Here is a 24,292-nt window from a genome sequence, read left to right as displayed (position 1 = left end):
CAATTATGAAAAAGCTATTATCATCTCTGCTGTTTATACTTCCGTTGTCGTTGCTGGCACAGGATTCAAACCAATTTAAAGGAACCATACCGTTGACTGATACAAAAGGGGGAACCATACGGCTGGAGATTCCGGCAGGCGAACTGAGTCTGAAAACAGGTACCACACAGCTGATCGATGCAAATGTGAACTACAACCGCACCGACTGGAAGCCCAATATGGATTTCAGTAAGAAAAATGGTATGGCTGACCTGACCATGACACAGAAAGACATCAGCAACAAGAGCAATAGTGGCGAAAACAAATGGAACATCAGCCTGAATAAGAACATCCCGCTAAACTTATACTTAAAGATGGGAGCCGGAGAAACAAAGCTGGACCTGAGCAACAGCCACCTGGAAACACTGGATATAGAAGCCGGAGCTGTTAGCTGCGATGTAAACCTGAAAGGCAGTTCTGTGAAAGTAGTGGAAATTGCTGCCGGTGTAGGCGAACTGAACCTGGACATGACTGGTAACTGGAACCACAACGTAAAAGTGGATATTGCAGGCGGTATAGGCGAAGTAAACCTGAAGCTGCCTAAAAACACGGGTGTAAAACTTAATGCCTCCGGGCTTGGCAGCAAGAACCTGAACGGCTTTAAGAAAAATGGTGGGTACTATCAGAATGCGGCTTACGGTAAAAGCAAACATACACTCACCATAAACGTATCCGGTGGCATGGGCAGTATAAACGTAGTAGAGGGTTAAACAGCCACTAAGTATAAACTCAGTTTCTGTTATACTTTAACAAACCCTGCCTGCGTTTAAAAGCCTTTACAACCAATCCGAAACTATGACATTCAAAAAATCACTCCTGTTGCTTGGCCTTACCGCCTTGTTAGGTTGCTCTTCTGCCAGACCTGCTCACACCTCACAGGCTTCATCTGAAGAACAATACCATGTAACAATAGATCTGACCAAAGTAAAAGAAGACAAAGTTCAGGTAACAGTGCTGGCTCCCGAGCTGAAGCAGGAAGAGATTATTTACAACATGCCGAAGATAGTGCCGGGTACCTACTCGATTTCTGATTTCGGAAAGTTTGTTTCGGAATTTTCAGCCCTCGACAATAAAGGCCGGAAACTAGTGGTGGAGAAGCTGGACGAAAACCGCTGGCGCATTAAAGAAGCAGATAAACTACAGAAAATCACCTACTGGGTAGATGACACATTTGATGCTGCTAAAAAAACAGAAGCCATATTTGAACCAGGCGGAACAAACATTGAAGCCAGCAAGAATTTTTTGCTGAACACCTTCGGGTTTGTGGGTTATTTTGATGGGCTGAAGCAGCTGCCGTTCCGGTTAACTATAACTAAACCGCAGGGCTTTTATGGTTCTACCCCGCTTAAAGCCACTTCTTCTACAGCCACCTCTGATACGTACCTTTTACCGGATTATGTAACACTGGCCGACTCGCCACTGATGTATAACGCCCCTGACACAACCGTGCTGGACCTTGGAGAAACAGATGTGCTGGTATCGGTTTATTCGCCCAGCGGAAAAGTAAAATCGAAGCCCATAGCCGCCAACATTAAAGATATATTGCAGGCACAGCGCAACTACCTGGGTGGCAAGCTGCCGGTAGACAAGTATGCATTCCTGATCTATGTGCCTGAAAAAGTAGGTAAGTCAGGCTCGTTTGGTGCCCTGGAGCATTCAAATTCGTCGGTATACTTCCTGCCGGAAATGCCGGAAGAGCAGTTCAGCAGCACCATGCGCGATGTAGCTGCCCATGAGTTCTTCCATATTGTAACCCCGCTTACCATTCACTCAGAGCAGATCGGCAATTTCGACTTCATAAACCCCGACATGTCGAAACACTTATGGATGTATGAGGGAGTAACAGAGTATTTTGCATCGCATGTGCAGGTATATGAGAAGTTAATTGACCTCGATGCCTACCTGAACAAGATACAGGAATACATTGCTACTTCCAAGGCTTACTATAACGATACACTGCCTTTTACTGAAATGAGTGCAAAAGTGCTCGGGCCTTACGAGAAAGAGTATGGTAACGTGTACCAGAAAGGTGCGCTAATAGGCCTGGTGCTGGATGTACGGCTGCGTGAGTTATCGCAGGGTAAGTATGGTTTACGTGACCTGATGCAGGAATTAGGCAAAACCTATGGCAAGAACAAATCTTTTAAAGACGAAGAGCTTTTTGATAAAATAGCAGAGCTGACTTACCCGGAGATACGGGAATTTTTTACCAAATATGTGGAAGGAAGTGAGCCCCTGCCGCTGGAAGAGACCTTTAAAAAAGTTGGCATTACCTATGAGCCAATGTCGAAGCAACTGGTAAATTCTTATGGTGGGTTTGTACCCGGGTATGATAATGAAAGTGGTAAAATTATTGTGGAAGCGACCGATGATATGGATGCCTTCGGCAAAGAACTTGGCCTGAAGCCCGGCGACCGGCTACTGAAGTGGAATGGGAAAGAGATGTCGCCATCTAATGTAAGACAACTTATAGGGGAAGACCTACAAAAGATGAAGCCAGGCGATGATGTTACCGTTACCGTAGGCCGCTTAGAGAAGAAAAAACTAAACGAAGTAACCCTGAAAGCAAAAGTGCGGCAGGCAGAACGCATAGTACCCCATTACCTGCAACCAGACCCTAAAGCTACGCCACAACAACTGGCGTTGAGGGCTGCCTGGCTCAACATCAATGCTCAATAAAGTATTAAAGGCCTCGCAAAAACATAAGCGAGGCCTTTTTGCTTGTATACTAAACACATCTGCTAAAATTTAATTCTCTTCTTAAACAATTGCAGTACTCGGGCGTTTGTTCTTTGTTTATCAGAAGTATAGCTTCTGTTCCTGAATGAATTAGTTAATTTTGCACCTGCTTACAAACTATAGCCGGCAATGCCTCAATCTATATACAGATATTTTTTACTGCTGCTTTTCTCCTTTTCTGCAAGTATAGCATTTGCTCAGAGTTACCGCGTGAGTGGTATTGTAAGGTCAGCAACAGATAAACAGGCACTGATCGGGGCTACTGTAGCGGTACCGCAGTTAAGAATAGGTACCATAACTGATGCCCGAGGATCTTATAGTTTAAACTTACCTGCCGGCACGCATGAGTTACAAGCTACCTACGTCGGGTACATGCCAGTCACTCAAACTATAACTGTTACCAATACGGACCGAACTATAGACATTGCGCTGCAGCCCTCTGACAACCAACTGCAGGAAGTAGTAGTGGAAGCTAACACACTGGAGCAGAAACTTACAGATAACCGCATGAGCGTAGAGCAGCTTACTACCCGCGAAGCCAAGCTGTTGCCTGCCATTTTCGGGGAAGTGGACCTGATAAAAACACTGCAGCTAAAACCCGGTGTACAATCTGGCGGCGAAGGTTCATCAGGATTGTATGTACGTGGCGGCGGCCCCGACCAGAATTTAGTGTTGCTGGATGATGCCGTCATCTATAACCCTTCGCATTTGTTTGGTTTCTTCAGTGTGTTTAACCCGGACGCAGTGCGCAATGTGGAGCTGTATAAAGGTGGCTTTCCGGCACAGTTTGGGGGCAGGTTATCCTCGGTGCTGGATGTGCGGATGAACGAAGGGAATAACGATAAGCTTCGTGTTAATGGCGGGATCGGCCTTATTTCTTCCCGGCTAAGCTTAGATGGCCCGATCGTAAAAGATAAACTAACATTCCTTGTATCCGGGCGCCGTACCTATGTTGATTCTTTTACCCGCATTATCAATAAGCTAAACGAAGACAATAAAGACTATAACCCTATACCAGATTATTACTTCTACGACTTTAATGCCCGCTTAAACTATAACCCTACTCCAAAAGACGAGATTACCTTAAGTAGTTACTTTGGCCGCGACTTTTTCACGTTTGATGATGCCGATTTCAGCTTTTCGTTTAACTGGGGGAATACAATGGGCTCCCTGAACTGGCGCCACAACTATAACACACGCTTGTTTTCCAACACATCCTTTTCCCTTACAGGCTACAAGTATAGCATCCAGAACAAGATCGATGTGTTCAGCTTTAACCTGGGCTCCGAAGTAAAAGATATCAGCCTTAAAACGGATTACGAGTGGCTGCTGGATGACAAGCATACAATCAGATTTGGTGCATCGGCCACAAACCACGCATTTACGGTTGGCCGCCTCAATTTTGATAGCGATGACGACCGCTTAAGCTTTAGTGCCGGCAATAACTATAAGGCCAGTGAATTCGGTGCCTATATCTCCGACGACTATAACGTAAATGCACAACTATCACTAAACTATGGCCTGCGCGTATCGGGTTTTAACAGCCAGGATAAAACATATGCAGCCTTGGAACCACGAGCAGCTGCCCGCTATAGTATAACAACCAACACATCCGTAAAGGCGAGTTACGCCAGCATGATGCAGTATATACACCTGTTAGCCAACTCAGGTGCTTCGCTCCCTACTGATATCTGGTTTCCGTCTACGGCGCGTGTAAAGCCGCAACGCTCACAACAGGTGGCTGCAGGGGTAAGCCATTTATTTGGCGATGGTAAATACCTGGTAACAAATGAAGTATACTATAAATGGATGCACCGCCAGATCGACTTTAGGGATGGTGCCAACCTGTTTGTGAACGATAGCCTGGAGAACGAGTTCCTGTTCGGGAAAGGTGAAAGTTACGGAAACGAAATATACCTGGAGAAAATAAAAGGTCGTACCACCGGCTGGATAGGCTATACCTTATCCTGGACCTATCGCCAGTTTGATGAAATAAACGACGGGCGCCGCTTCCCGACGCGTTATGACCGCCGTCACGACCTGAGCGTAGTTGTGCTGCACCAGCTAAACAAACGTCTTAGCCTTACCGGAGCATTTGTATATGGTACTGGCAATGCCTTCTCGTTGCCGGTTGCACGTTTTGCCTTTCAGGATGTGGAAGGGCAGGAACCTAGCGTAGTGCCTATATACTCCGACCGTAACAGCTTCCGTCTGGATGCAACACACCGGTTGGATGTGGGCGTGGTCTGGAAGCTTAAACCTAAACGAGGCGAGGCCGATCTTACCTTTAATGCCTACAATGCCTATAACAGGCGCAACCCATACTTTGTGTACTTCGAGCAGCTAAAGGACGAAGAAGACGAACAAACGATAGGTTTCAGGGCCAAGCAGGTATCGTTGTTCCCGGTTATACCTTCAGTTACTTATAATTTCAGATTCTGATGAAACGCATTTTATACCTATACCTGCTGCCACTGTTTTTTATACTTGGCTGCAACATGGAGAAAGAGATTGAGGTGGTGTTGCCGGAGCATGAGCCACAACTGGTAGTGGAATGTTACCTGGAGCAGGGCTATCCTTTCCAGGTAACCGTGCTTGAAACCTCCTCTTATTTCGACTCCCCTACTCCACCGCTCGTTCCTGATGCTGAAGTATACATTACTTTCCGTGACAGACGAATTAAACTAACCTATAACCCGGCATTTAATGCAAGGAACAACCGTTACTTTACGCACTCATCTACCGAGATTATGGACGGAGCTCCCGGAGAAGTATATGGCATTGAAGTGGTGGATGGGCAGGGTCGTAAGGTAACCGGTTTTACAACTATACTACCCAAAGTGCCGATCATAAAAGTAGAATGGAAATTTAATGAGAAGGACAAAGCATATGTGCTTACTACTTTTCAGGATGATCCGAATACAGCAAACTTTTACCGTTACATGACGCACCGCGATAGCCTGGAGAATGGAGCTCAGCGTGAATTTGTAACTTCTGATGAGCTGACAAACGGCAAAGAAACATCTTACGGCTCGGGTTACGATTACGAAGAAGGCGATACGCTTATACTTTCGCTGTACCACATAGAAGAGCAGTATTATGATTTCCTGCGCTCAACAGAAGATGCAAAAAACGCGAACGGCAACCCGTTTGCCCAGCCTTCTAAGATCAAATCATCGGTACAGGGTGGGCTGGGCATTTTCACAAACCTGGCCTTTGACCGGGATACGGTAATTTTAAAAAAATAAGAATTAATGAAGTATAAAAAAGCCCCGGCTATACCTATAGCCGGGGCTTTTTTATGAACAATAAGATTACTTACTGCATTCTTATCAGCTCTCTTATTAACATCGTCATGCGGGGCTCTGCTTTGGCGGCAGCTTCCAGAATATCAGCCAGCTTCACTTTCTTCAGTCGGTCAGGGGTGCACATGTCGGTGATTACAGATACTGCAAAAACCGGTAACCCCATGTGGCGGGCAGCAATTACTTCCGGCACTGTAGACATACCAACGGCATCGGCACCAATCACAGAAAGATATTTATATTCGGCAGGAGTTTCCAGCATCGGCCCCGGCACGCTCACATATACACCTTCACGTAAATCAAAATCAGCATCTTCTGCAATAACCATCGCCTGGCGCACCATATGCTCATCGTATACATCACTCATATCTGGGAAACGGGGACCAAGTTCATCTATGTTCTTACCAATAAGCGGGTTACTTGGCTGCAGGTTAATATGATCTGTAATCACCATCAACTCTGATGTGTTAAAAGCAGGGTTAAGACCGCCAGCTGCATTAGACACAAACAACTTCTGGATGCCCAGCAACCTCATGACACGAATCGGAAACACCACCTGCTCCATGGAATAGCCTTCATAATAATGGAAGCGGCCCTGCATCACTATTACACGGCGGCCAGCCAGCAACCCAAGTATAAGCCTGCCCGAATGGCTCTCTACCGTTGATACCGGGAAGTGCGGAATATCGGCATAAGAAAGGCTGTACTGTACTTCGATCTCGTTCACCAGTGCGCCTAACCCGGTTCCAAGTATAATACCGAATTCAGGCGCAAAGTTGTCTGTGTTTTGCTGTATATAAGCTGTCGCTTCGTGTAGTGGCTGCATCATAGGTTTTAAGTATTGAATGAGCGTATGATTTAGTGAATATCTCTAAAATGGTTACGGGTGCGAAATAGGCGATTTTATAGTTCAAAATAAATGACTTTTATCAAAGCTTCTCCACATCAGTTTATAAAGTATAGATTACCAAAACTATAACTTACGGATAAATCTATAAAATCAATTTACCTGAAAGCAAAACCGCCCTGACTAAAGTATAGCCGGGGCGGGTTAAAGTATAAATGTGAGTTGAGTTATTCACTCATTTAGTTATTCAAAATCATTCCACGCTTAGGTTGTAAGGCATACGTGTCTGGATGCCTTGGATGTGCTCCACCTTTTTGTACATGTTGTACAGCGGGTATAGTTCGCCAAGTTCGGCTTTTACATATTGCTCTTTTACCTGAGAACCCATATCTCCCATCAGTTCCTCTAAAAACGATTTACGGGCTGGTAACTCAGTTAACCTGTAGTCGTCTTTAATGTTAGCTTTTTCGGCGGCTATCTTAATGGCTGTTTCCAGTCCGCCAAACACATCTACCAGGTTACGTTGCTTGGCTTCTGCACCCGACCATACACGACCGGAAGCATACTCCTTCAGTTTATCCTGCGTCATGCCACGGCCTTGTGCAGCTTTCTTTGTAAACACATCATAGATCTGGTTTATCTGGCGCTGTACAACTTCCTGCTCAAAAGCAGTCATTGGTCGGGTAAGCGTTGGTACATCTGAATACTTGCCGGTTTTTACATTATCCACAGTAATACCCAGTTTGTTATTCATGAAGCCCTGTATGTTCGGGATGATACCGAATACGCCTATGCTACCTGTAATTGTGTTTGGATGCGCCACAATGGTATCGCAACCCATCGCTAAGTAATACCCACCGGATGCCGCCATATCTGACATGGAAGCAATAACTGGTTTTACTTTACGGGTCAGCTGAATTTCACGCCACAGCACATCAGACGCCAGGGCGCTACCACCCGGTGAGCTAATACGTAGCACTACAGCTTTTACCCTTTCATCGAGGCGGGCTTTTCTGATAGCTTCTGCATAACGCTCGCTGCCGATCTCATCATCATCGCCTTTACCGTCTACAATATCACCCTCAGCATAAATAACAGCAATGCGGTTTTTAGAGGAGTTCTTCTCTTCTTTGCCTTCTGCTTTCTTATACTTGCTCAAGGCAACCAGTTCCAGTTTGCCATCTTCTTTTATACCTGCTTTTTTCTTGATATAGTTGATCGCTTCATCGTAGTAACCCACATCCGTAATCAGGCCATACTTCTTAGCATCAGCAGCATCGCGCACCAGCAGGTTATCAGAAATATTCTTTAGTTCTTCGTAGGTCTTGTTGCGGGATTTGGCAATGTTGCGTAGCTGGAAATCGTTGATCGAGTTAAGGAAAGACTGCATCTGCAGACGTGCCGGCTCGCTCATTTTATCCAGGAAGAAAGGCTCTACAGCACTTTTAAATTCACCAACTTTAAATATCTGCGGCTTAATATCAAGCTTTTCTAAAGTACCTTTAAAGAAGTATACTTCAGAGCTCATGCCGTTAAACTCCGGCGTGCCCAGTGGGTTTACATAGATCTTATCAGCTACCGATGCCAGGTAATACGCTTTCTCATTCGAGATATCGCTGTAAGAAACCACGAACTTGCCGGACTTCTTAAAGTCAATAAGCTCATTACGGATCTCTTCAAGCTTCGCCATACCTGCGTCCACGAAACGCATGTTCAGGAAGATACCTTTAATATTATCGTCGGTTTTAGCTTTGCGGATAGATGCTTTGATCTGGTCAAGGCCATCGGTGCTGGAGAAGCCACCAAAAGCGAAACCAAGCTCCTGCCATGGGTTATGCGGGTCGCGCTCTGTAATCGGGTTATCCAGTTTCAGTTCCAGTACAGAATTCTCTACAATCCGAACTTCGTCTTTAGACGCGGCGCTGGCTGCTATGCCAATCAGGATAAGGATGCTGATGAAAGAGAATAAGAGCAAGCCTACAATAGTTGCCAGCACATATTTCAGGAAGTTTAGCATATAAGGTTATGTATTTTTATACTTATTAAATAATGGCGCTATACGTAGCCCCACACTACAATAAACAAATTTACTGCTTATAGTTCAAGCAATCATCCCCTTCTCGACCAACTTCACCTTTTCATCTACAAAACTATAAAGAGTTCTGAGTTACAAGTTCTGAGTCACGAGTTTATTTAAATTCAGAGCGTTACTCCTTTTTAACTCGTAACTCGGGACTCAGAACTCAAGATTAATACCTGTACTTTTTCCCCCATTGGGCTTGCAGCTGCTTACGCATTTCTACTTCGCGGCCGTTGTTTCCGGGTTCGTAAAAAGTGGTATTGTTCAGGCCGTCAGGCATAAATTCTTGCTCCACAAAATTACCTTCGTAGTCGTGGGCATACTTATAGTTGTTGCCGTAGCCAATCTCCTTCATCAGTTTGGTGGGCGCGTTGCGGATGTGTAACGGAACAGGCAGGTTCCCGGTTTGCTGCACCATCTGGCGGGCCTGTTTAATAGCTTTATAACTGGCATTGCTTTTTGGTGATGTGGCCAGGTATACGGTGCACTGCGAAAGTATAATCTCTGCTTCCGGGTAACCGATCATCTGCACCGCCTGAAAACAGGAAGTCGCCATTAACAGCGCATTAGAGTTAGCCAAACCAATATCTTCAGAAGAGGCAATAAGTAACCTGCGGGCAATAAATTTCGGGTCTTCGCCGCCTTCTATCATGCGGGCCAGCCAGTATACCGCTGCATTTGGGTCTGAGCCACGAATAGACTTAATGAACGCCGACACAAGGTCGTAATGCATTTCCCCTGACTTATCGTAGATCACGATGTTCTGCTGCGCAACCTGCTTTACAAGGTCGTTGGTAACTATAACTTCATCGCCCTGCACACCTTCAGCAACTATCTCCAGCAGGTTCAACAGCTTACGTGCATCGCCACCAGATATCGTAAGTAAGGCTTCATACTCCTGCACTTTTACGTTTCTGTGGCGCATCCATTCGTCTTCAGCCAAAGCTTTGTCAACCAGTTCTATCAGTTCATCTTTGGTCAGGTGCTTGAGTATGTACACCTGGCAACGCGAAAGTAATGCTGATATCACTTCAAAAGAGGGATTCTCGGTAGTAGCGCCAACTAAAGTAACAGTTCCTTTCTCTACGGCACCCAGCAAGGCATCCTGCTGCGATTTATTGAACCTGTGGATCTCATCAATAAACAATACTGTACCCTGCCGCTTCTTCGCCTGGTCTATCACTTCGCGAATGTCTTTTACACCGGAATTGATTGCGCTCAGGGCCACGAAAGGCACTTTCATCTGGTTGGCAATAATGTTAGCCAAAGTGGTTTTACCGACGCCAGGAGGGCCCCACAAGATCATACTTGGTATTACGCCACCTTCTATGTAACGGCGCAAAATGCCACCGGGCCCTACCAGGTGCTTTTGCCCGTAGTACTGGTCTAAATTGTGTGGCCGCATGCGCTCGGCCAACGGTATATTCGGGTGAATCATCAGCTATGTTGTTTACCTGAAACAGGTTTAAAGCAAAGTTACGGATTTGAAAACAAAGAGATAAATCGCATCTGCTGATGAAGCCCTTCCTTCCCAAATCCGCTGGCTTATACTTTGATCTGCTGCTATTTATGCGGCGGTTCTATCTCGTTTTTCCGTTCCAGGTGCTGCCGCATCTCTTCGCTGTCGTCGCGCATGGCTGGTTCTGTCATTGGGCTATGCTCCGGTTTTTCATCTCCAAATAAAACACCCCATTGCTTAAAGTCTTCCGTTCTGTCGAATACCACTTTAAGTACCGCAATAATAGGCAGCGATAAAAACATCCCGGCTATACCTGCAATCTCACCACCTACAATTACACCAACTATAGTTGCCAGTGCATTGATCTTTACTTTAGAACCTACAATGCGTGGCATCAGGATGTTGTTATCCAAGAACTGCACACCGGCTATGGTACCCAGCACAGCCAGTATAGGCCACAATTCTGACGACGATGCCAGTGTAAGCAGCACACCTATAATGTTGCCCAATAAGGCCCCCACATACGGTATCAGGTTCAGGAAAGCAAAAATAAGCCCGATGAGCAGTGCATGTTTAATACCGATGATCAGCAAAATACCACCCAGAAGTATGGTCATGTAAGTTACCTGTATCAGCAGACCGAACAGGTAGCTTTTAATGATAATCTGCATTTCGCGCAGTGTGTCTTCTACTTTTGCGTGCTTCTCAGCAGGGAACCATAAAAACACAAACCGCAGCAACAGGTTTTTATAAAAGAGCAACAGGAAAATATAAATTGGAAGTAGTGCAATTAATATCAACACCGACGTAACAGAGCCGGCAGCCCCGCTTAAAAAGGTGCCTGCAAAATTCAGTAGCTTATTGCTTTGCTCACTGATAAACTTTGTCTGCTCGTCGGTAGAGAAAGGTGTTTTAGAACCGATCCAGTCGCTCAGAGATTTCAGGTGCTGGGTAACATTTCGCTGAATGACCGGAAAATCCGAAATTAGGCTCCCTATCTGTACTGAAAAGAACCAGATAATAAGGCCAAAAATAAGCCCCAGGGAAAGCAAACTAAGCACGATGGCAAGTATATCAGGCACTTTGTGGCGCTGCAGAAAGCGGTATACAGGCAGCATCATAATGCTCATAAAAAATGCAAGTAGTAGCGGCGCGAGCACTCCCTGCCCCAGCACAATGATCCACCCCAGAAAAAACAAACCCATTACTTCAAGGGCTCGTCTTGCGGTTAGGGGCATACTTTTCAGATCCATAGTTTCAGAAATAGATTTTATGTTGATCATCCTTATACGGTGCAAAAAAAATAACCGCGTACCTTTGCCAAATGAGTAAACAAGTGCAGGTGCATGGAGCGCTTTTTCTGGTAGCGCTGATATACGGCAGCAACTATAGCATCGCTAAAGAAGTGATGCCATTTTATGTGGGGCCTTACGGGCTGATCGTTATCCGGGTGGTGTCGGCGGCAATATTTTTCGGTATACTTTCACGGCTCGTTATTCGTGAAAAAATTGTGGGCTGGGCTGATAACATGCGCTCTATACTTTGCGGTGTTACAGGTATTGCCATTAACCAGCTCTGCTTTTTTGGAGGACTTAATCTAACATCTCCTATTAATGCTGCCCTGCTGATGGTGATCGTGCCCATCATTGTACTGATCTTTTCGGCTATACTTTTGCGGGAACGGGTAAGCTTCCGGAAGGTAGGTGGTATTGTGCTGGCCTGCACGGGTGCATTCCTGCTGATCTATACATCGCGCGATGAAAGCAACTCCGGCAACCTGTGGGGCGATCTGCTTATAATTCTGAATGCGGCATCTTATGGGTTATACTTGGTGCTCGTAAAACCCCTGATGCAGAAGTATAATGCCTTTACTATTGTAAGCCGCATTTTTGCCGTAGGTGCTTTTATAGTTGTTCCGTTTGGCTGGCAGCAGGTTATAGCTCCAGATTATAGTTCTTTTCCATCATCTATCTGGTGGGCTATTGTTTTTATGGTGCTGGCTGTAACCATTATAGCTTACCTGTTCAATACCTGGGCGCTGCGCTATGCAAACCCGTCGTTGGTAGGAGCTTATATTTACCTGCAACCCTTGCTGGCTATACTTATTGCCATAGGCTTTGGGAGAGATGTATTTACCCTGCAGAAAGGAATTTATGCCTTGCTTATATTTACAGGCGTGTATCTGGTAAGCCGCACACGTCAGGCGGTAACAGAGTAAGAAAAAGAAAAAAAAGCCCTGCACCAAGCAGGGCTTTCCCTCCATCTGAGACCAAACCGTTTACCGGGTCAGCACAACACGGCTGCGGTATAGTTTGTTATTCATCTCCACTTCGCAGATATACATGCCTGTCTGCATATCGGTGCTGTTGATTTCGAGCTGATGATTACCTGTAGCAAGTTGTTTTACCGGTACTTCTCTTACTAAGCGTCCTCTTATATCTAAAAGGCGTACAGCTACAGCTGCTGGCTCACTTAGCTTTATCTGTAGTGTCGCAGCACTCGAAAACGGATTTGGATAAATGCTGAATACGCCATTGTTAAGTATCTTTTCTTTTGCCGGTATTTTATCGTTCTTATCTTGGGTATGGCTTGCCAGCATGTGGTCCGGCATGTTTCCTACATAGTATGGGCGCATCATTTCATGGTCCTCATGCGACAAAATGTGGCAGTGCCATGCGTATAAGCCTTCCCTGTCAAATTTTGCTATAAGACGTGTTACCTCCCCTGGCGCAATAGGGTAAGTGTCTTTTCTGCCGTTTTGTCCCGGCTCCGGTGCCTTAGGCTGACCTATCAACCTTACTTTTGACACGGTCCCCTTTTCTTCATCATCAAAATCTACTTTAAACTTCTGTGAATTGAGTACCTGGAAAGTAACCAGGTGCAGGTGTATCGGGTGTGCGTCAGGGGTGGTATTGTAAATCTCCCATACTTCCGTTGCATTCAGGTTAGGGTTTTCTGTAATTGGCTCAACAAAGCCCAAAGCTCCATGCTCAAAAGTGCCCAGCATTGCTTTTAGCCTGCCAAACTCATCGGTACCTTCAAAAAGTATAAGCTTTCTGGTTTTGGCTGGCGTATCGTGGTCGAACATGGCACTGGCACGCAAGTTGCCCGGCACTGACGTGAGTGGATATGCTGTATTTAAAGGTTTGGAAACACGGAATGCCATTATCTGCCCTTCAGCATTTGGATTGGGAGGTGTACCCTTCGGAAAAGGAGACTGAGCATTGTTCCGGAGGATGATCGTTTTACCCCAGAGGGCAGGATTAGAAAAGTCAATAACTACATCTTTTCGTTCGCCGGGAGAAATTAATAGCTGGTTATGAGCTACCGGGGCCGGCAACAGCCCATTGTCTGTACCAATCTGCACAAAACTAAGCGGCACTGACATAAACAGGTTATAGAACCTTGAGTCGGAGCCGTTCAGCATACGGAAACGATATTGCCTTGGCTCTACTTCCAATACTGGCCATGCCTTGCCATTTACAAGTATAATGTTCCCAAAAAATTCTGGTAATACGCTTGCCCCTTCTTCCCCGGATTCATCATGATTATCAAGCCCGGAAGGGTAATGTAATTGCCCATCTGTGGTAAACATGCGGTCCTGAATAGCTAATCCAATATCATAGGGATCGGCTGGAATTTTATTCGTTGCTTTTAGCTGCTGTTCATGATCGTCTGTAAGTATATAGAAGCCCGCCAGACCGGCATACACATTAAGCCTTGTTATGCCTAAGGTATGGTCATGATACCATAATGTGGCAGCTTCCTGGTCATTATCATAATGATAAGGTTCACTATCTCCCTTTTTAAAATCTTTGCCCTTCAGTGAAAAACCGGGTGTAAACCAGGCTTCAGGTAATCCATCGCTCTCTGATTCGGAATGACCGCCATGCAGGTGCGTAACTATAGGTATGCCATATTGCTCCCTGCCTTCCACGTGCTCTAATGCCCAGTGTATACTTCTATCTATAGGTAATAGATGTGGTAATGGTGTGCCGGTAGCTGAGCCTTCAACTGTTAAGTTATTATACCAGAATACATCTACTGGCACATCTTTTTTAGCTACAAAGGTTGGACCGGGATACTGACCATTATAGCCCCATACTTTGGTAAGCAGCGGTTGCCCCGAAATATCACGTAACCCCAGGTCCTGCTCAAACTGGGTAATTTCCATTTCAAAAGTACCTCCCTGTGTAGCATCTATAGCAGCAGGAATGGGTAACGGATTGGTAAATTTAACTTGTGTGCGTGGGTCAAGAAGTTGTTGTGCCTGCAGTGGTAAGATTACGCCTACCAACAAGCAGATTAAAAGATGTAACAAAGTCAGGCGGGAGCTTGTAAATTTCATATTTCATAGCGAATCATACTTTTAAGAACTATAAACAATCAATAAAAACTAGTGCTACGAAAGCAAGTGTTCATGTATTTTATACGATTCCCATAAATTAAATTCTATCTAATATGAATAAATTGCACGAAAAGTGATAAGTATCTCTTTTTAACTTCTGAAATCGTATTGCAGCCAGAGTAAGTTAAATGTGATGCATAAAAAAGCCCCTGCTGGTTTAGGTCCGGCAGGGGCTTTTTACTTTATACTTAACGGTTTTTTAGCTCGACTGGTGCGAACGGTTCCGGTTACCATTGCTGCGGTTGCTACCGCTGCGCTGTCCGCCACCACCATTGTTGCTACGGTTCTGACTACTGAAGTTTCCGCCGCCAGTGCTTCTGCCCTGGCCACCTCCGGTAGAGCTGCCAGAAGGTTTGTTGCCCCAGCGGCTTCTGCCATCATTTCCACCTTTTTTCTTCTGCTCTTTCATGGTTGAGGCAGCTTCGGCAAAATCCTTGGCAGTCATCGGGTACGGGTGGTTATCTACCACAGGCACCGACTTCGCGATCAGTTTCTGTATACTTACCAGGTACGATGTTTCTTCGGCATCGCAGAACGATAACGCAGTACCGCTTGCCCCGGCACGACCTGTACGGCCAATACGGTGCACGTATGTTTCCGGCTCGTTTGGCAACTCAAAATTTATCACGTGGTTCAGGTCATCCACATCAATACCACGCGCGGCAATATCAGTAGCGACCAACACACGGGTACGGCTGGCTTTAAAGTTATCCAAAGCACGTACTCGGGCATTCTGAGATTTATTACCATGTATGGCTTCGGCCTGCACACCAGCTTTTGTAACGTCTTTTGCTACCCGGTCTGCGCCATGCTTGGTTCTGGTAAATACAAGTACGCGGTCAATTTCATTGCCTTTCAGCAAATGGATCAGCAGGTTTTTCTTGTCGGCTTTCTTAACGTAATAAACCGCTTGTTTTATAGTATGCGCTGTACTTGATACCGGTGTAACTTCTACTTTCGCAGGCTCCACCAAAATGTTATCCGCCAGCTTCATGATCTCCGGTGCCATGGTAGCCGAGAAAAACAGCGACTGGCGCTTTTCAGGTATCACGTTCAGCACCTTGCGTACGTCGTGCACAAAACCCATATCCAGCATACGGTCTGCCTCATCCAGCACAAATATCTGCAGGTGGCTCAGGTCTATATACTTTTGTGCCATCAGGTCGAGCAAACGGCCAGGTGTTGCTACCAGTATATCCACTCCTCTTTTCAGGACTTCGGTTTGCGGGTGCTGCGATACACCACCAAAAATTACGGTATGCTTTAAGCCAGTATTGCGGCCGTAGGCGCCAAAGCTCTCTCCGATCTGCAGGGCCAGTTCACGGGTCGGCGTCAGTATCAGCGATTTTATAGTACGCTTGTTACGATCCTGTGGCAGGGCGTGTAGTAACTGCAGAATCGGAATAGCAAAAGCTGCTGTTTTACCAGTACCAGTCTGCGCACAACCCAGCAGGTCGCGTTTCTGAAGTATATAAGGGATTGCTTTTTGCTGTATCGGGGTGGGATTTGTATATCCTTCTGTTTTAAGAGCGTTTAGGATAGGCTCTATCAGGTTCAATTCGTTAAATGTCATGTAATTGGTCTTATGATGCTGTACAATGCCATGTGCACTGTCTCAGCTTTCCGGGAATACATAGCATTTGCGATCAATCCCGGCGTTATTCTTTCTATCAACCTTAAAAGAGGTAGTATGGTTCTATTTGCACCATAATGATTGACAGATTGCAAAGGTACGTTTATTTAAGGTAGGTTCCTATGCCAGCCATGTAATGCCGCTGTTTGGTTATAGTTGTAAATCAGGTTGTACCCACGCGCATTGCTATTGGAAAAACAACACCAAGCACTTTATTCTCAGGCCATACTTCCCTGAATTTCAGTTCTGCATCTTTAACGGGAGAAGTTCCATTCTTATCTATGTAATGTTGCACCGCCGACCATGAGTTCAGGTAGCCAAGCAGGTGCTCCAGTGTCCAGTTTGTAGTTATACTTAGCTGAGGTATCTCTTCCAGTTCTTCGAAAGGGAAAGGTATTGTAGTATAGTTCTCGTCGATGTATTTGCGCTCTATATCCCAATAGCCGTCCAGTACATTATTGTAAAAATCATTCAGGATCGAGTCAATTTCAGGTGAGATCTGAGGCAAGTTGTAACACCACACCGCTACCACGGCACCGGCTTTTGTAATGCGGTATACTTCCCGGTAAAAGGCATCGAAATCAAACCAATGGATGGCCTGCGCCACAGTTACAAGATCTATACTGTTGTCTGGCAGGTTGGTAGCTTCGGCACGGGCATGCAGGTAATGTATGTTCTCTTTTTTTATAGCATTATCGAGTTGTTTCTGGCTGATATCGCTGGCATAAACCAGGTGGCAGCGCTCGGCCAGTTTTGCTGCTACCTGCCCGTTGCCGGTACCACAGTCCCAGGCAACTACATAGTGTGGTTTGAGCTTAAAGATAAATTCATACAGTGCATCCGGGTACTCAGGTCTGAACTTCACATACAGGTCAGATTGGGTAGAGAAATTATCTTTTGCTTCTTTCATGGCTCACTTTTTCAGGAAGCTTAACAGCGGATCAATAAATTTATCAAAAGCTTCGATGTGTGGTAAATGCCCCACTCCTTCCAGTTCTACCAGCGTGCTGTTTTTTATCTTTTTGGCTGTGTCTTTTCCGAGTTGCGGATAATTACCCATAGTTGCAGCCACTTCTTTTGGTACCAGGTTCTTACCCAGAGCAGTACGGTCGCGCTGGCCAATAATGAGCAATGCAGGCATTTTAAGCTGATCAAATTCATAAAGAACCGGCTGGGTAACAATCATGTCAGCAGTCAGAGCGGCGTTCCAGGCGATGCGGGGGTAATTTTCGTTTATAGTCCAGCCAGCAAGAAGTCTTGCCCATTTGTCGTATTCGGGTTTCCAGTTACCACCATAGTAGTTCTCCTGCTGATACTTTTTGATTTTGTCGTAGGTTTGCTGTAACTCCCCCTTATATGCCTGGTCTATAGTTTGGTAAGGTACTTTCAGTTTCCAGTCTTCCAGGCCTATGGGGTTTAAAAGTATAAGTTTTTCGGTCACATCCGGGTACATCAGCGCAAAACGGGTAGCCAGCATTCCCCCCATCGAGTGCCCCAGTACGGCTACTTTTTTAACATTCAAAGTATCAAGTATAGCTTTGGTATTCTGTGCCAGCAACTGGAAAGTATACTGCAGATGTTCCGGTTTAGAACTCTTCCCGAAACCGATCTGGTCCGGGATGATAACGCGGTAACCTGCTTTAGATAGTGCTTCTGCAGTTTGCTGCCAGTACGCTCCGTTAAAGTTTTTGCCGTGCAGCAGCAGCACTGTTTTACCATTCGCTTTTGTTGGTTTCACATCCATATAAGCCATGCGCAATTTCTGGTTCTGGATAGTTAGCGGCAGGAACTGCACCGGGTATGGGTAAGTATAATTTTCCAGGTTGATATCCAGATTCTTCAGTTCCTGCTGCTGTGCCATGGCAGGCAGTTGCAACAGTAAAATAGCAAGTATAAGCAGAGCGGTTTTTCTCATTTCTGATCAGGTTATGATTTTAACTATACGCTACTAAGGTAGGATTGTGTAGTGCTATACACCACTTAAACTATGGCCTTAAATAAAAACTGCCCAACCTGAAGCTTCAGGTCGGGCAGTTTTGAGGTATCATTTCAGCTTATTAAGCCATTACTTCATTCAGGTTTGGCAACTTTAGCCTTCCGAAACGGTGCAGGGTGTTTAAATGCGAGCGCACCGCCTGCAAAAAGGTTTTGCTCTCAATATAGTTGAGGTTAAACTCTGAAGCGGTTTGCTTCACAATGTCTGCAATAGCCGGGTAATGCACGTGGCTGATCCGCGGGAACAAATGGTGCTCGATCTGGAAATTCAGTCCGCCTACGTACCACGACAACCACTTGCTTCTGCGGGCAAAGTTAGCGGTGGTGCTCAGTTGATGAATGGCCCAGTCGTTCTCGATGATGCCAGTTTCGCTAGGCAGCGGATGGTGCGTACCCTCTACTGTATGCGCCAACTGGAACACCGTAGAAAGAATCATACCTGCCACAAAATGCATCAGAAAAAATCCAAGTAACACCTCCCAAAAAGGTATACCGAAGATCAGTGTTGGGGCCACCAGAATAGAGAAGAAATACAGCAGTTTGAAAGCCACGATCTTAGAGAAAGCAACTGTATTGTCCGACTTGGAGTTAGCATTCACGCCACTTTTAATATACTTGAAAAACTGTACAAAATCTTTCACAATAACCCAGTACAGCGTAAGCAAGCCGTAGAAAAAGAACGCGTAAACCCACTGCAGCTTGTGGTAAAAGCGCACCTTGGTATGCGGCGAAAAACGCATGAAGACCATGTCGTCAATATCCTCGTCCATCTCCACCACATTTGTATAAGTATGGTGCAGGATGTTGTGCTGCAGTTTCCAGTTAAAGGCCGATGCGCCGAGCAGGTTCACCGAGTGTGCCATCAGGTAGTTCATGAGTTTGCTCTTCGAGAAAGCACCGTGATTGGCATCATGCATCACACTCATGGCCACACCGGCCACACCTATACCCATTACCAGCCACAGCACAAGGCTTACAGCCACATGCGGCGTAAAGGCAAGCATGGCTGCAAAAGGAACCACATAAAGCAGCATCAGAACGATACTTTTGATAAGTAAGCGGGAATTGCCGGATTTAGGCAGGTTGTTCTCTGAGAAGTAGGCGTCCACACGTTTGCGGAGCGTCGGGAAAAACAGACTTTTGTCTTTGTTAACGAATTTTACTTTGCCTTTAAGCTTCATTTAATCTAATTGATAATCTAAAAATTACTTACACTCCAAAAACTGTTTTAAGACTCAGCGAATCTCTGTGGTTACGCCAGCTTAGCTAAAACAGATTGTACCCCTAACTTTCAGATGATACAATAAACAGGTATGTACGCAATTGGGGTGCAAATATAGAGGGCAAACGGGACACTATCAGCTTTCTGTGTCTATTTGATTTTTAACCGATAGCCTCGTTCAAACTTGGTAGCCTTCCAAAGCGATGCAGTGTAGCAATGTGCGAGCGCACGGCTTGCCCAAATGTTTCATTCTCCAAGTATGGTATACCGAATTCGGCCGCTGTTTCTTTCACAATACCGGCGATGGCCGGATAATGCACATGGCACACACGTGGAAACAGGTGGTGCTCGATCTGGAAGTTCAGACCACCCACATACCACGACAAGATCTTATTGTGCCGGGAAAAGTTAACCGTCGTATTCATTTGATGAATGGCCCAGTCGTTCTCAATAATACCATGCTCGTCCGGCCTCGGGTGAGTGGTACCTTCTACGGTATGCGCTAACTGGAACACAACAGTCAGGACGATACCCGCCACAAAGTGCATTAACAAAAAGCCGAGCAGCACCTGTAAAAACGGAATCCCGAAGAACAGTGTCGGTATCCCAAGAATGACGAAAAAGTATAGAACTTTCATAGCTACCAGTTTGATAAACCATGTTCTGTTCTCAGCAGTTGTATTATTGTTCACACCATTCTTTTTGAAGAGCGCATACTGCACAAAATCTTTTGCCACTACCCAATAAAGCGTAAGCAAGCCATAAAACACAAAAGCGTATATCCATTGTATTTTATGAAAGAACTTCACTTTGGAATGGGGATTAAAACGTAGCACCAGCCTGTCCTGTATGTCTTCATCCAGCTCCACCACATTGGTATAGGTATGGTGAAGAATATTGTGCTGTAGTTTCCAGTTAAAAGCTGAACCACCCACTAAATTTAAGGTATGGCCCATCAGGTCGTTCACACGCTTGCTTTTAGAAAAAGCGCCGTGGTTGGCATCGTGCATAATGCTCATGCCTATACCTGCCACGCCCAGGCCCATTACAAACCACAGCAGCAAACTAAGCGGATAAGCCGGTTGAAAAGTGAGCAGCACCAAAAATGGCAACAAGTAGACTAACAGTAGCACCACACTTTTCACTTTCATGGTAGTGTTGGCGGTTGTCGGAATATTATTTTCGGCGAAGTAGGTATCTACCCTTATGCGGAGCGTCGGGAAGAACAGGTTCTTGTCTTTGTTTACGAATTTTACTTTGCCTTTTAGCTTCATGTTTGATAATGTGTTTCGGAACCCACACAAAGAATCAGATGCTCAAAGGTGAATTGCGGGTAAAATAAGCAACAACAGCTTATACAGCAGTACTTGCGATAATGGTGCCAGATAAAAACTTAGCTATACCATAAGCAATTTCTTATCTTAAATAACCCACAAGGTAAGTATAAATAGGGAGAATTGACTATAGAACGTTTAAATAGGTACTTATAAATACAACCTTGCCATACCCAATTAAGTTTCGGACGACAGCTTTTGTTTCATAAAGTAAAGCCTTGATGCTCCAGCGCTATTGAAATGTTCAGTTTCTTCAGCGCAGGGCATCTATACTTTATGACTGTGCCTTCACTTCACATAATTGCGCAGAAATATAAGCTTTGCGGGTGCTTAGTCTTGCACTCAGCAGAATCAGTAAACTCAGAGTGGTTAAAAGGGCCATAGTGCCCGTCATAGGTAGCATAGTTTTGTTGTGCAGGTAACTTACTACTGCCGATGCCAGCGCACCGGTTCCCATTTGCAGACTACCAAGTATAGCTGAGGCACTCCCCGTATTTTTAGTAAACGGGGTCATGGCCAACGCAGAAGCATTAGGGTTGATGATGCCCAGACTGAACATAAAGCTGAACAGTAGTATAAGCGTACCGGCAGCACTCAGAGAGCCCGTAATTGCACCGAATAATAATGCAGATGCGGCTAAAAACTGAATAAACCCTACTTTAAGTGTAATCTGCTTGCTTGTCTGCCGGCGCAACAGCAACCTGTTAAACTGGCTACCCGAAATATAACCGGCAGCATTTAGTCCAAAGGCCCAGCCATATTGCGTATCTGTAAGACCAAAGTATTCCATAAACACGAAAGGTGAACCTGAGATATAGGCAAACATACCTGCCGCCGCCAAACTTCCCGAAACAGCATATGTCAGGAAAGTACGTTCCTTCAGTACAGTTCCAAAATCACGAAGTATAAACTGGGGTTTAAGCGATATGGAGGCATCCGCTCCTTTGCTTTCGGGTAGTAAGCGTATTACGGCAAGTAACACAGCAGCAGCAATGGCAGCCAGCACTACAAATATAAAATGCCACCCCAGTGTTGCTGTTACATACCCGCCTATAGTTGGTGCAATAACCGGCGCTACACCCATCACCAGCATCAGCGTGGAAAACACGTTCGGAATATCTTTCAGCGAGAACAGGTCGCGCACCATCGCACGGCTGGCCACCATACCCACGCAACCTCCTAAGGCAAGCAATAGTCTGAGCCCAATCAGCCATTCTACGGATGGTGCCAGGGCACAACCAAGCGCAGCCAGCACAAAAATACCCAGACCAATTATCAGCGGTTTCTTTCTTCCGAACCTGTCTACCAGCGGCCCATAGATCAGTTGGCCGGCGGCTATACCTATAAAGTAACTTGTAAGCGATAAGCCAACGTGCGCTATATCAGTGTTCAGGTCTTTGGCAATAGCCGGGAAACCCGGCAGGTACATATCAATGGCAAACGGGCCTAAGGCTGCTAAAGCACCCAGTATCAGAATAATTGTTCTATATTGTTTCTTAGTCATGTAAAAATTAAAACGGCAAAGGCCGGTACTAAAGCAAAGCGCAAACCCAGCAAGAGAGCTAAGCCTGCGCCTTCAGAATTATAATTAAACAGATTAATACCCAATGGTAAAGCGCTGACGGATAAACTGAGGCTTTTCTAATTCATCTATCACAGCCACGGCATAATCTTCATAAGAGATGTTGCTTTCGCCTTTCTCATTCATTACCGGATTTTCAGTACCTAACCGGTATTTACCGGTGCGCTCGCCGGGGCCAATCATAAAAGCAGGGCTAAAAAATGTCCAATCAAGGTCTTTCTCTGCCTCGTATACTTTCAGGGAATCACGCATTGCGGATGCCCCTTCTCTCCATTCAGCAGGAAAATCCGGTGTGTCTACTGCCTGCACGCCTGGTGCTACATACAAACTACCGGCTCCACCCACATTGAGCAGGCGCTTTACGCCGGCTTTTTTTGCAGCGCCCATCACAGTCTCTGCCACTTTGTTATAGTTGTTATAATCTGTACCAGGTCCCCAGCCAGGGCTGTAAGAAATAACGACAGCGTCATGCCCTTCAAGCTTAGCAGCAAGGTCATCTGCATCAAGTGCATCGCCTTTGGTTACTACCAGGCTCTCGTTTTCTAAAGTAAGTTTAGATGGATTGCGTACAATGGCAGTTACTTCATGGCCACGGCTCAGGGCTTCGTGGGTAATGCGGCTACCAATGTTTCCGCTGGCTCCTATTATCGCTATTTTCATAGTAGTTTATAGTTATAGGTTCAGAATCATGAGCTTGTAAACGCTCATGGTACAAAGATACGCAAGCAATGGGCCAGAGTGATGGCCGCTTTCCGACTTTAACTGGACGCTTTATGCCTGCTTATACTTCTCCCGGAAAGCTGTCGGCGTTACACCTTCCAGTCTTCTGAAAACACGCGTAAAGTGAGAATGATCGGTATAACCCAAGGTATAAGCTATCTCCTGGACAGTATCCTGGGTATAGATCAGAAAACGCTTGGCAGCCAACACTACCCTTTTCTCTATTATCCGCGATGGAGTTTCGCCGGTGATAGCTTTGCTGAGTTCGCCTAACTTTTTAGTAGTGATGTGCAGCTGGGTGGCGTAATATTCTACTGACCTGTGGTGGGTAAATTCCTGGTCGAGGAGGGCCAAGAATTTACTGAAGATGTCATAGTTTGTTTCTCCTGCTGTGGTATCGGTTACAGTACGTTTCTGCTGTTCTTCGCGCAGCACAGTGAGCAATGCCGAAAGCAGATGCCGGATGTATACTTTATTTGGGGCTTGTTGCTGATACTCCTGGCACATCAGGTCGAGCAGGGTTTTGATCTTGTGATGCAGCTCCGAAGTATAAACTGCAAACGAAGTAAAGTTAACTAACTGGTTAAAAAGCCCGTTGACAGGGCGCGGCAGAAACTCGTTAGTAAAACGGAGCACGTATAGTTTAGTCCAGGGCTGAGGTATAAACCGGTGCACTTTACCCTGCGCTATCAAAGCTACCAGAGGCCCCTGCAGTTCGGTCTGTTCTGTATCTATACTGTGGGTGGCGGTACCTTCTTCAATAAAAATAATTTCCTGAAAAGCATGCCGGTGCGCCCGCTGCAACGATTTATCTTCTGTAACAGGCACCTCTCTGTAGTAGATCTGGAAATCTGCTTCAGGTTGTTCAGGCACTCGCCGGTCTTGTTCTTTTTGCCGCATTATGGAGAATACGCAACAGTATCTCTTAA

General features: G+C 45.6%; 18 protein-coding genes. 5 read left to right on the top strand and 13 right to left on the bottom strand.

Features of this window, described 5'->3' with window-relative positions:
• Nucleotides 1-5: 5 nt before the first annotated feature.
• The 4 genes from MJ612_RS00275 to MJ612_RS00260 all read left to right on the top strand — a co-directional run bounded on the left by MJ612_RS00275 (nt 6) and on the right by MJ612_RS00260 (nt 6,026).
• Nucleotides 6-749, top strand: a complete 744-nt coding sequence (locus MJ612_RS00275; RefSeq protein WP_187028356.1) for a toast rack family protein — start codon at nt 6-8, stop codon at nt 747-749.
• Nucleotides 750-834: 85 nt separating this feature from the next.
• On the top strand, nt 835-2,718 hold the full coding sequence (locus MJ612_RS00270; RefSeq protein WP_187028354.1) for a M61 family metallopeptidase: 1,884 nt from the start codon (nt 835-837) through the stop codon (nt 2,716-2,718).
• 189 nt (nt 2,719-2,907) lie between these two features.
• A complete protein-coding gene (locus MJ612_RS00265) occupies nt 2,908-5,220 on the top strand; it encodes a TonB-dependent receptor (protein ID WP_187028352.1) in 2,313 nt (770 codons plus the stop codon).
• Nucleotides 5,220-6,026 carry a DUF4249 domain-containing protein gene (locus MJ612_RS00260; protein ID WP_187028350.1) on the top strand — a complete coding sequence of 269 codons (807 nt, stop codon included), beginning with the start codon at nt 5,220-5,222 and terminating at the stop codon, nt 6,024-6,026. The genes MJ612_RS00265 and MJ612_RS00260 overlap by 1 nt, the downstream gene beginning before the upstream one ends.
• Nucleotides 6,027-6,096: 70 nt before the next feature.
• Here the strand turns inward: MJ612_RS00260 and MJ612_RS00255 are convergent, their stop codons facing one another.
• From MJ612_RS00255 to MJ612_RS00240, 4 genes are all read right to left on the bottom strand, one after another.
• Nucleotides 6,097-6,912, bottom strand: coding sequence for a purine-nucleoside phosphorylase (locus MJ612_RS00255; protein WP_187028348.1), 816 nt, complete (start codon nt 6,910-6,912; stop codon nt 6,097-6,099).
• A 271-nt stretch (nt 6,913-7,183) separates the two neighbouring features.
• A complete protein-coding gene (gene sppA, locus MJ612_RS00250) occupies nt 7,184-8,947 on the bottom strand; it encodes a signal peptide peptidase SppA (protein WP_187028346.1) in 1,764 nt (587 codons plus the stop codon).
• A 232-nt stretch (nt 8,948-9,179) separates the two neighbouring features.
• The gene (locus MJ612_RS00245; protein WP_187028345.1) at nt 9,180-10,448 is read right to left on the bottom strand and encodes a replication-associated recombination protein A; all 1,269 of its coding nucleotides are present in this window, start codon (nt 10,446-10,448) and stop codon (nt 9,180-9,182) included.
• Nucleotides 10,449-10,573: 125 nt separating this feature from the next.
• Nucleotides 10,574-11,722, bottom strand: coding sequence for an AI-2E family transporter (locus tag MJ612_RS00240; RefSeq protein ID WP_250418994.1), 1,149 nt, complete (start codon nt 11,720-11,722; stop codon nt 10,574-10,576).
• Nucleotides 11,723-11,793: 71 nt separating this feature from the next.
• On the opposite strand from MJ612_RS00240, the gene MJ612_RS00235 reads away from it, so the two are divergent.
• On the top strand, nt 11,794-12,687 hold the full coding sequence (locus tag MJ612_RS00235) for a DMT family transporter (protein WP_187028343.1): 894 nt from the start codon (nt 11,794-11,796) through the stop codon (nt 12,685-12,687).
• A gap of 60 nt (nt 12,688-12,747) precedes the next feature.
• Here the strand turns inward: MJ612_RS00235 and MJ612_RS00230 are convergent, their stop codons facing one another.
• The 9 genes from MJ612_RS00230 to MJ612_RS00190 all read right to left on the bottom strand — a co-directional run bounded on the left by MJ612_RS00230 (nt 12,748) and on the right by MJ612_RS00190 (nt 24,236).
• Nucleotides 12,748-14,817 carry a multicopper oxidase domain-containing protein gene (locus MJ612_RS00230; RefSeq protein WP_187028341.1) on the bottom strand — a complete coding sequence of 690 codons (2,070 nt, stop codon included), beginning with the start codon at nt 14,815-14,817 and terminating at the stop codon, nt 12,748-12,750.
• Between the two features lie 259 nt (nt 14,818-15,076).
• Complete coding sequence (locus MJ612_RS00225) at nt 15,077-16,450, bottom strand: DEAD/DEAH box helicase (RefSeq protein WP_187028339.1); 1,374 nt, start codon at nt 16,448-16,450, stop codon at nt 15,077-15,079.
• 223 nt (nt 16,451-16,673) lie between these two features.
• Nucleotides 16,674-17,420: a class I SAM-dependent methyltransferase gene (locus MJ612_RS00220; RefSeq protein WP_187028338.1), complete on the bottom strand. Its 747-nt coding sequence runs from the start codon at nt 17,418-17,420 to the stop codon at nt 16,674-16,676.
• A 3-nt stretch (nt 17,421-17,423) separates the two neighbouring features.
• Nucleotides 17,424-18,425: an alpha/beta fold hydrolase gene (locus tag MJ612_RS00215; RefSeq protein ID WP_187028336.1), complete on the bottom strand. Its 1,002-nt coding sequence runs from the start codon at nt 18,423-18,425 to the stop codon at nt 17,424-17,426.
• 142 nt (nt 18,426-18,567) lie between these two features.
• A complete protein-coding gene (locus MJ612_RS00210) occupies nt 18,568-19,686 on the bottom strand; it encodes a fatty acid desaturase family protein (protein ID WP_187028334.1) in 1,119 nt (372 codons plus the stop codon).
• Between the two features lie 202 nt (nt 19,687-19,888).
• Nucleotides 19,889-21,001 carry a fatty acid desaturase family protein gene (locus MJ612_RS00205; RefSeq protein WP_187028332.1) on the bottom strand — a complete coding sequence of 371 codons (1,113 nt, stop codon included), beginning with the start codon at nt 20,999-21,001 and terminating at the stop codon, nt 19,889-19,891.
• A gap of 334 nt (nt 21,002-21,335) precedes the next feature.
• Nucleotides 21,336-22,565 carry a multidrug effflux MFS transporter gene (locus MJ612_RS00200; RefSeq protein WP_187028330.1) on the bottom strand — a complete coding sequence of 410 codons (1,230 nt, stop codon included), beginning with the start codon at nt 22,563-22,565 and terminating at the stop codon, nt 21,336-21,338.
• Nucleotides 22,566-22,658: 93 nt separating this feature from the next.
• Nucleotides 22,659-23,303 (bottom strand): NAD(P)-dependent oxidoreductase, encoded by a 645-nt coding sequence (locus MJ612_RS00195; protein WP_187028328.1) that lies wholly within the window; start codon nt 23,301-23,303, stop codon nt 22,659-22,661.
• A 111-nt stretch (nt 23,304-23,414) separates the two neighbouring features.
• Nucleotides 23,415-24,236, bottom strand: coding sequence for an AraC family transcriptional regulator (locus MJ612_RS00190; RefSeq protein ID WP_187028326.1), 822 nt, complete (start codon nt 24,234-24,236; stop codon nt 23,415-23,417).
• Between the last annotated feature and the right edge of the window lie 56 nt (nt 24,237-24,292).

This window comes from Pontibacter deserti, from assembly GCF_023630255.1.
Lineage (GTDB): Bacteria > Bacteroidota > Bacteroidia > Cytophagales > Hymenobacteraceae > Pontibacter > Pontibacter deserti.
Note: the sequence above shows the minus strand (reverse complement) of the source record. Positions and strands in the feature narration are given on the sequence as shown.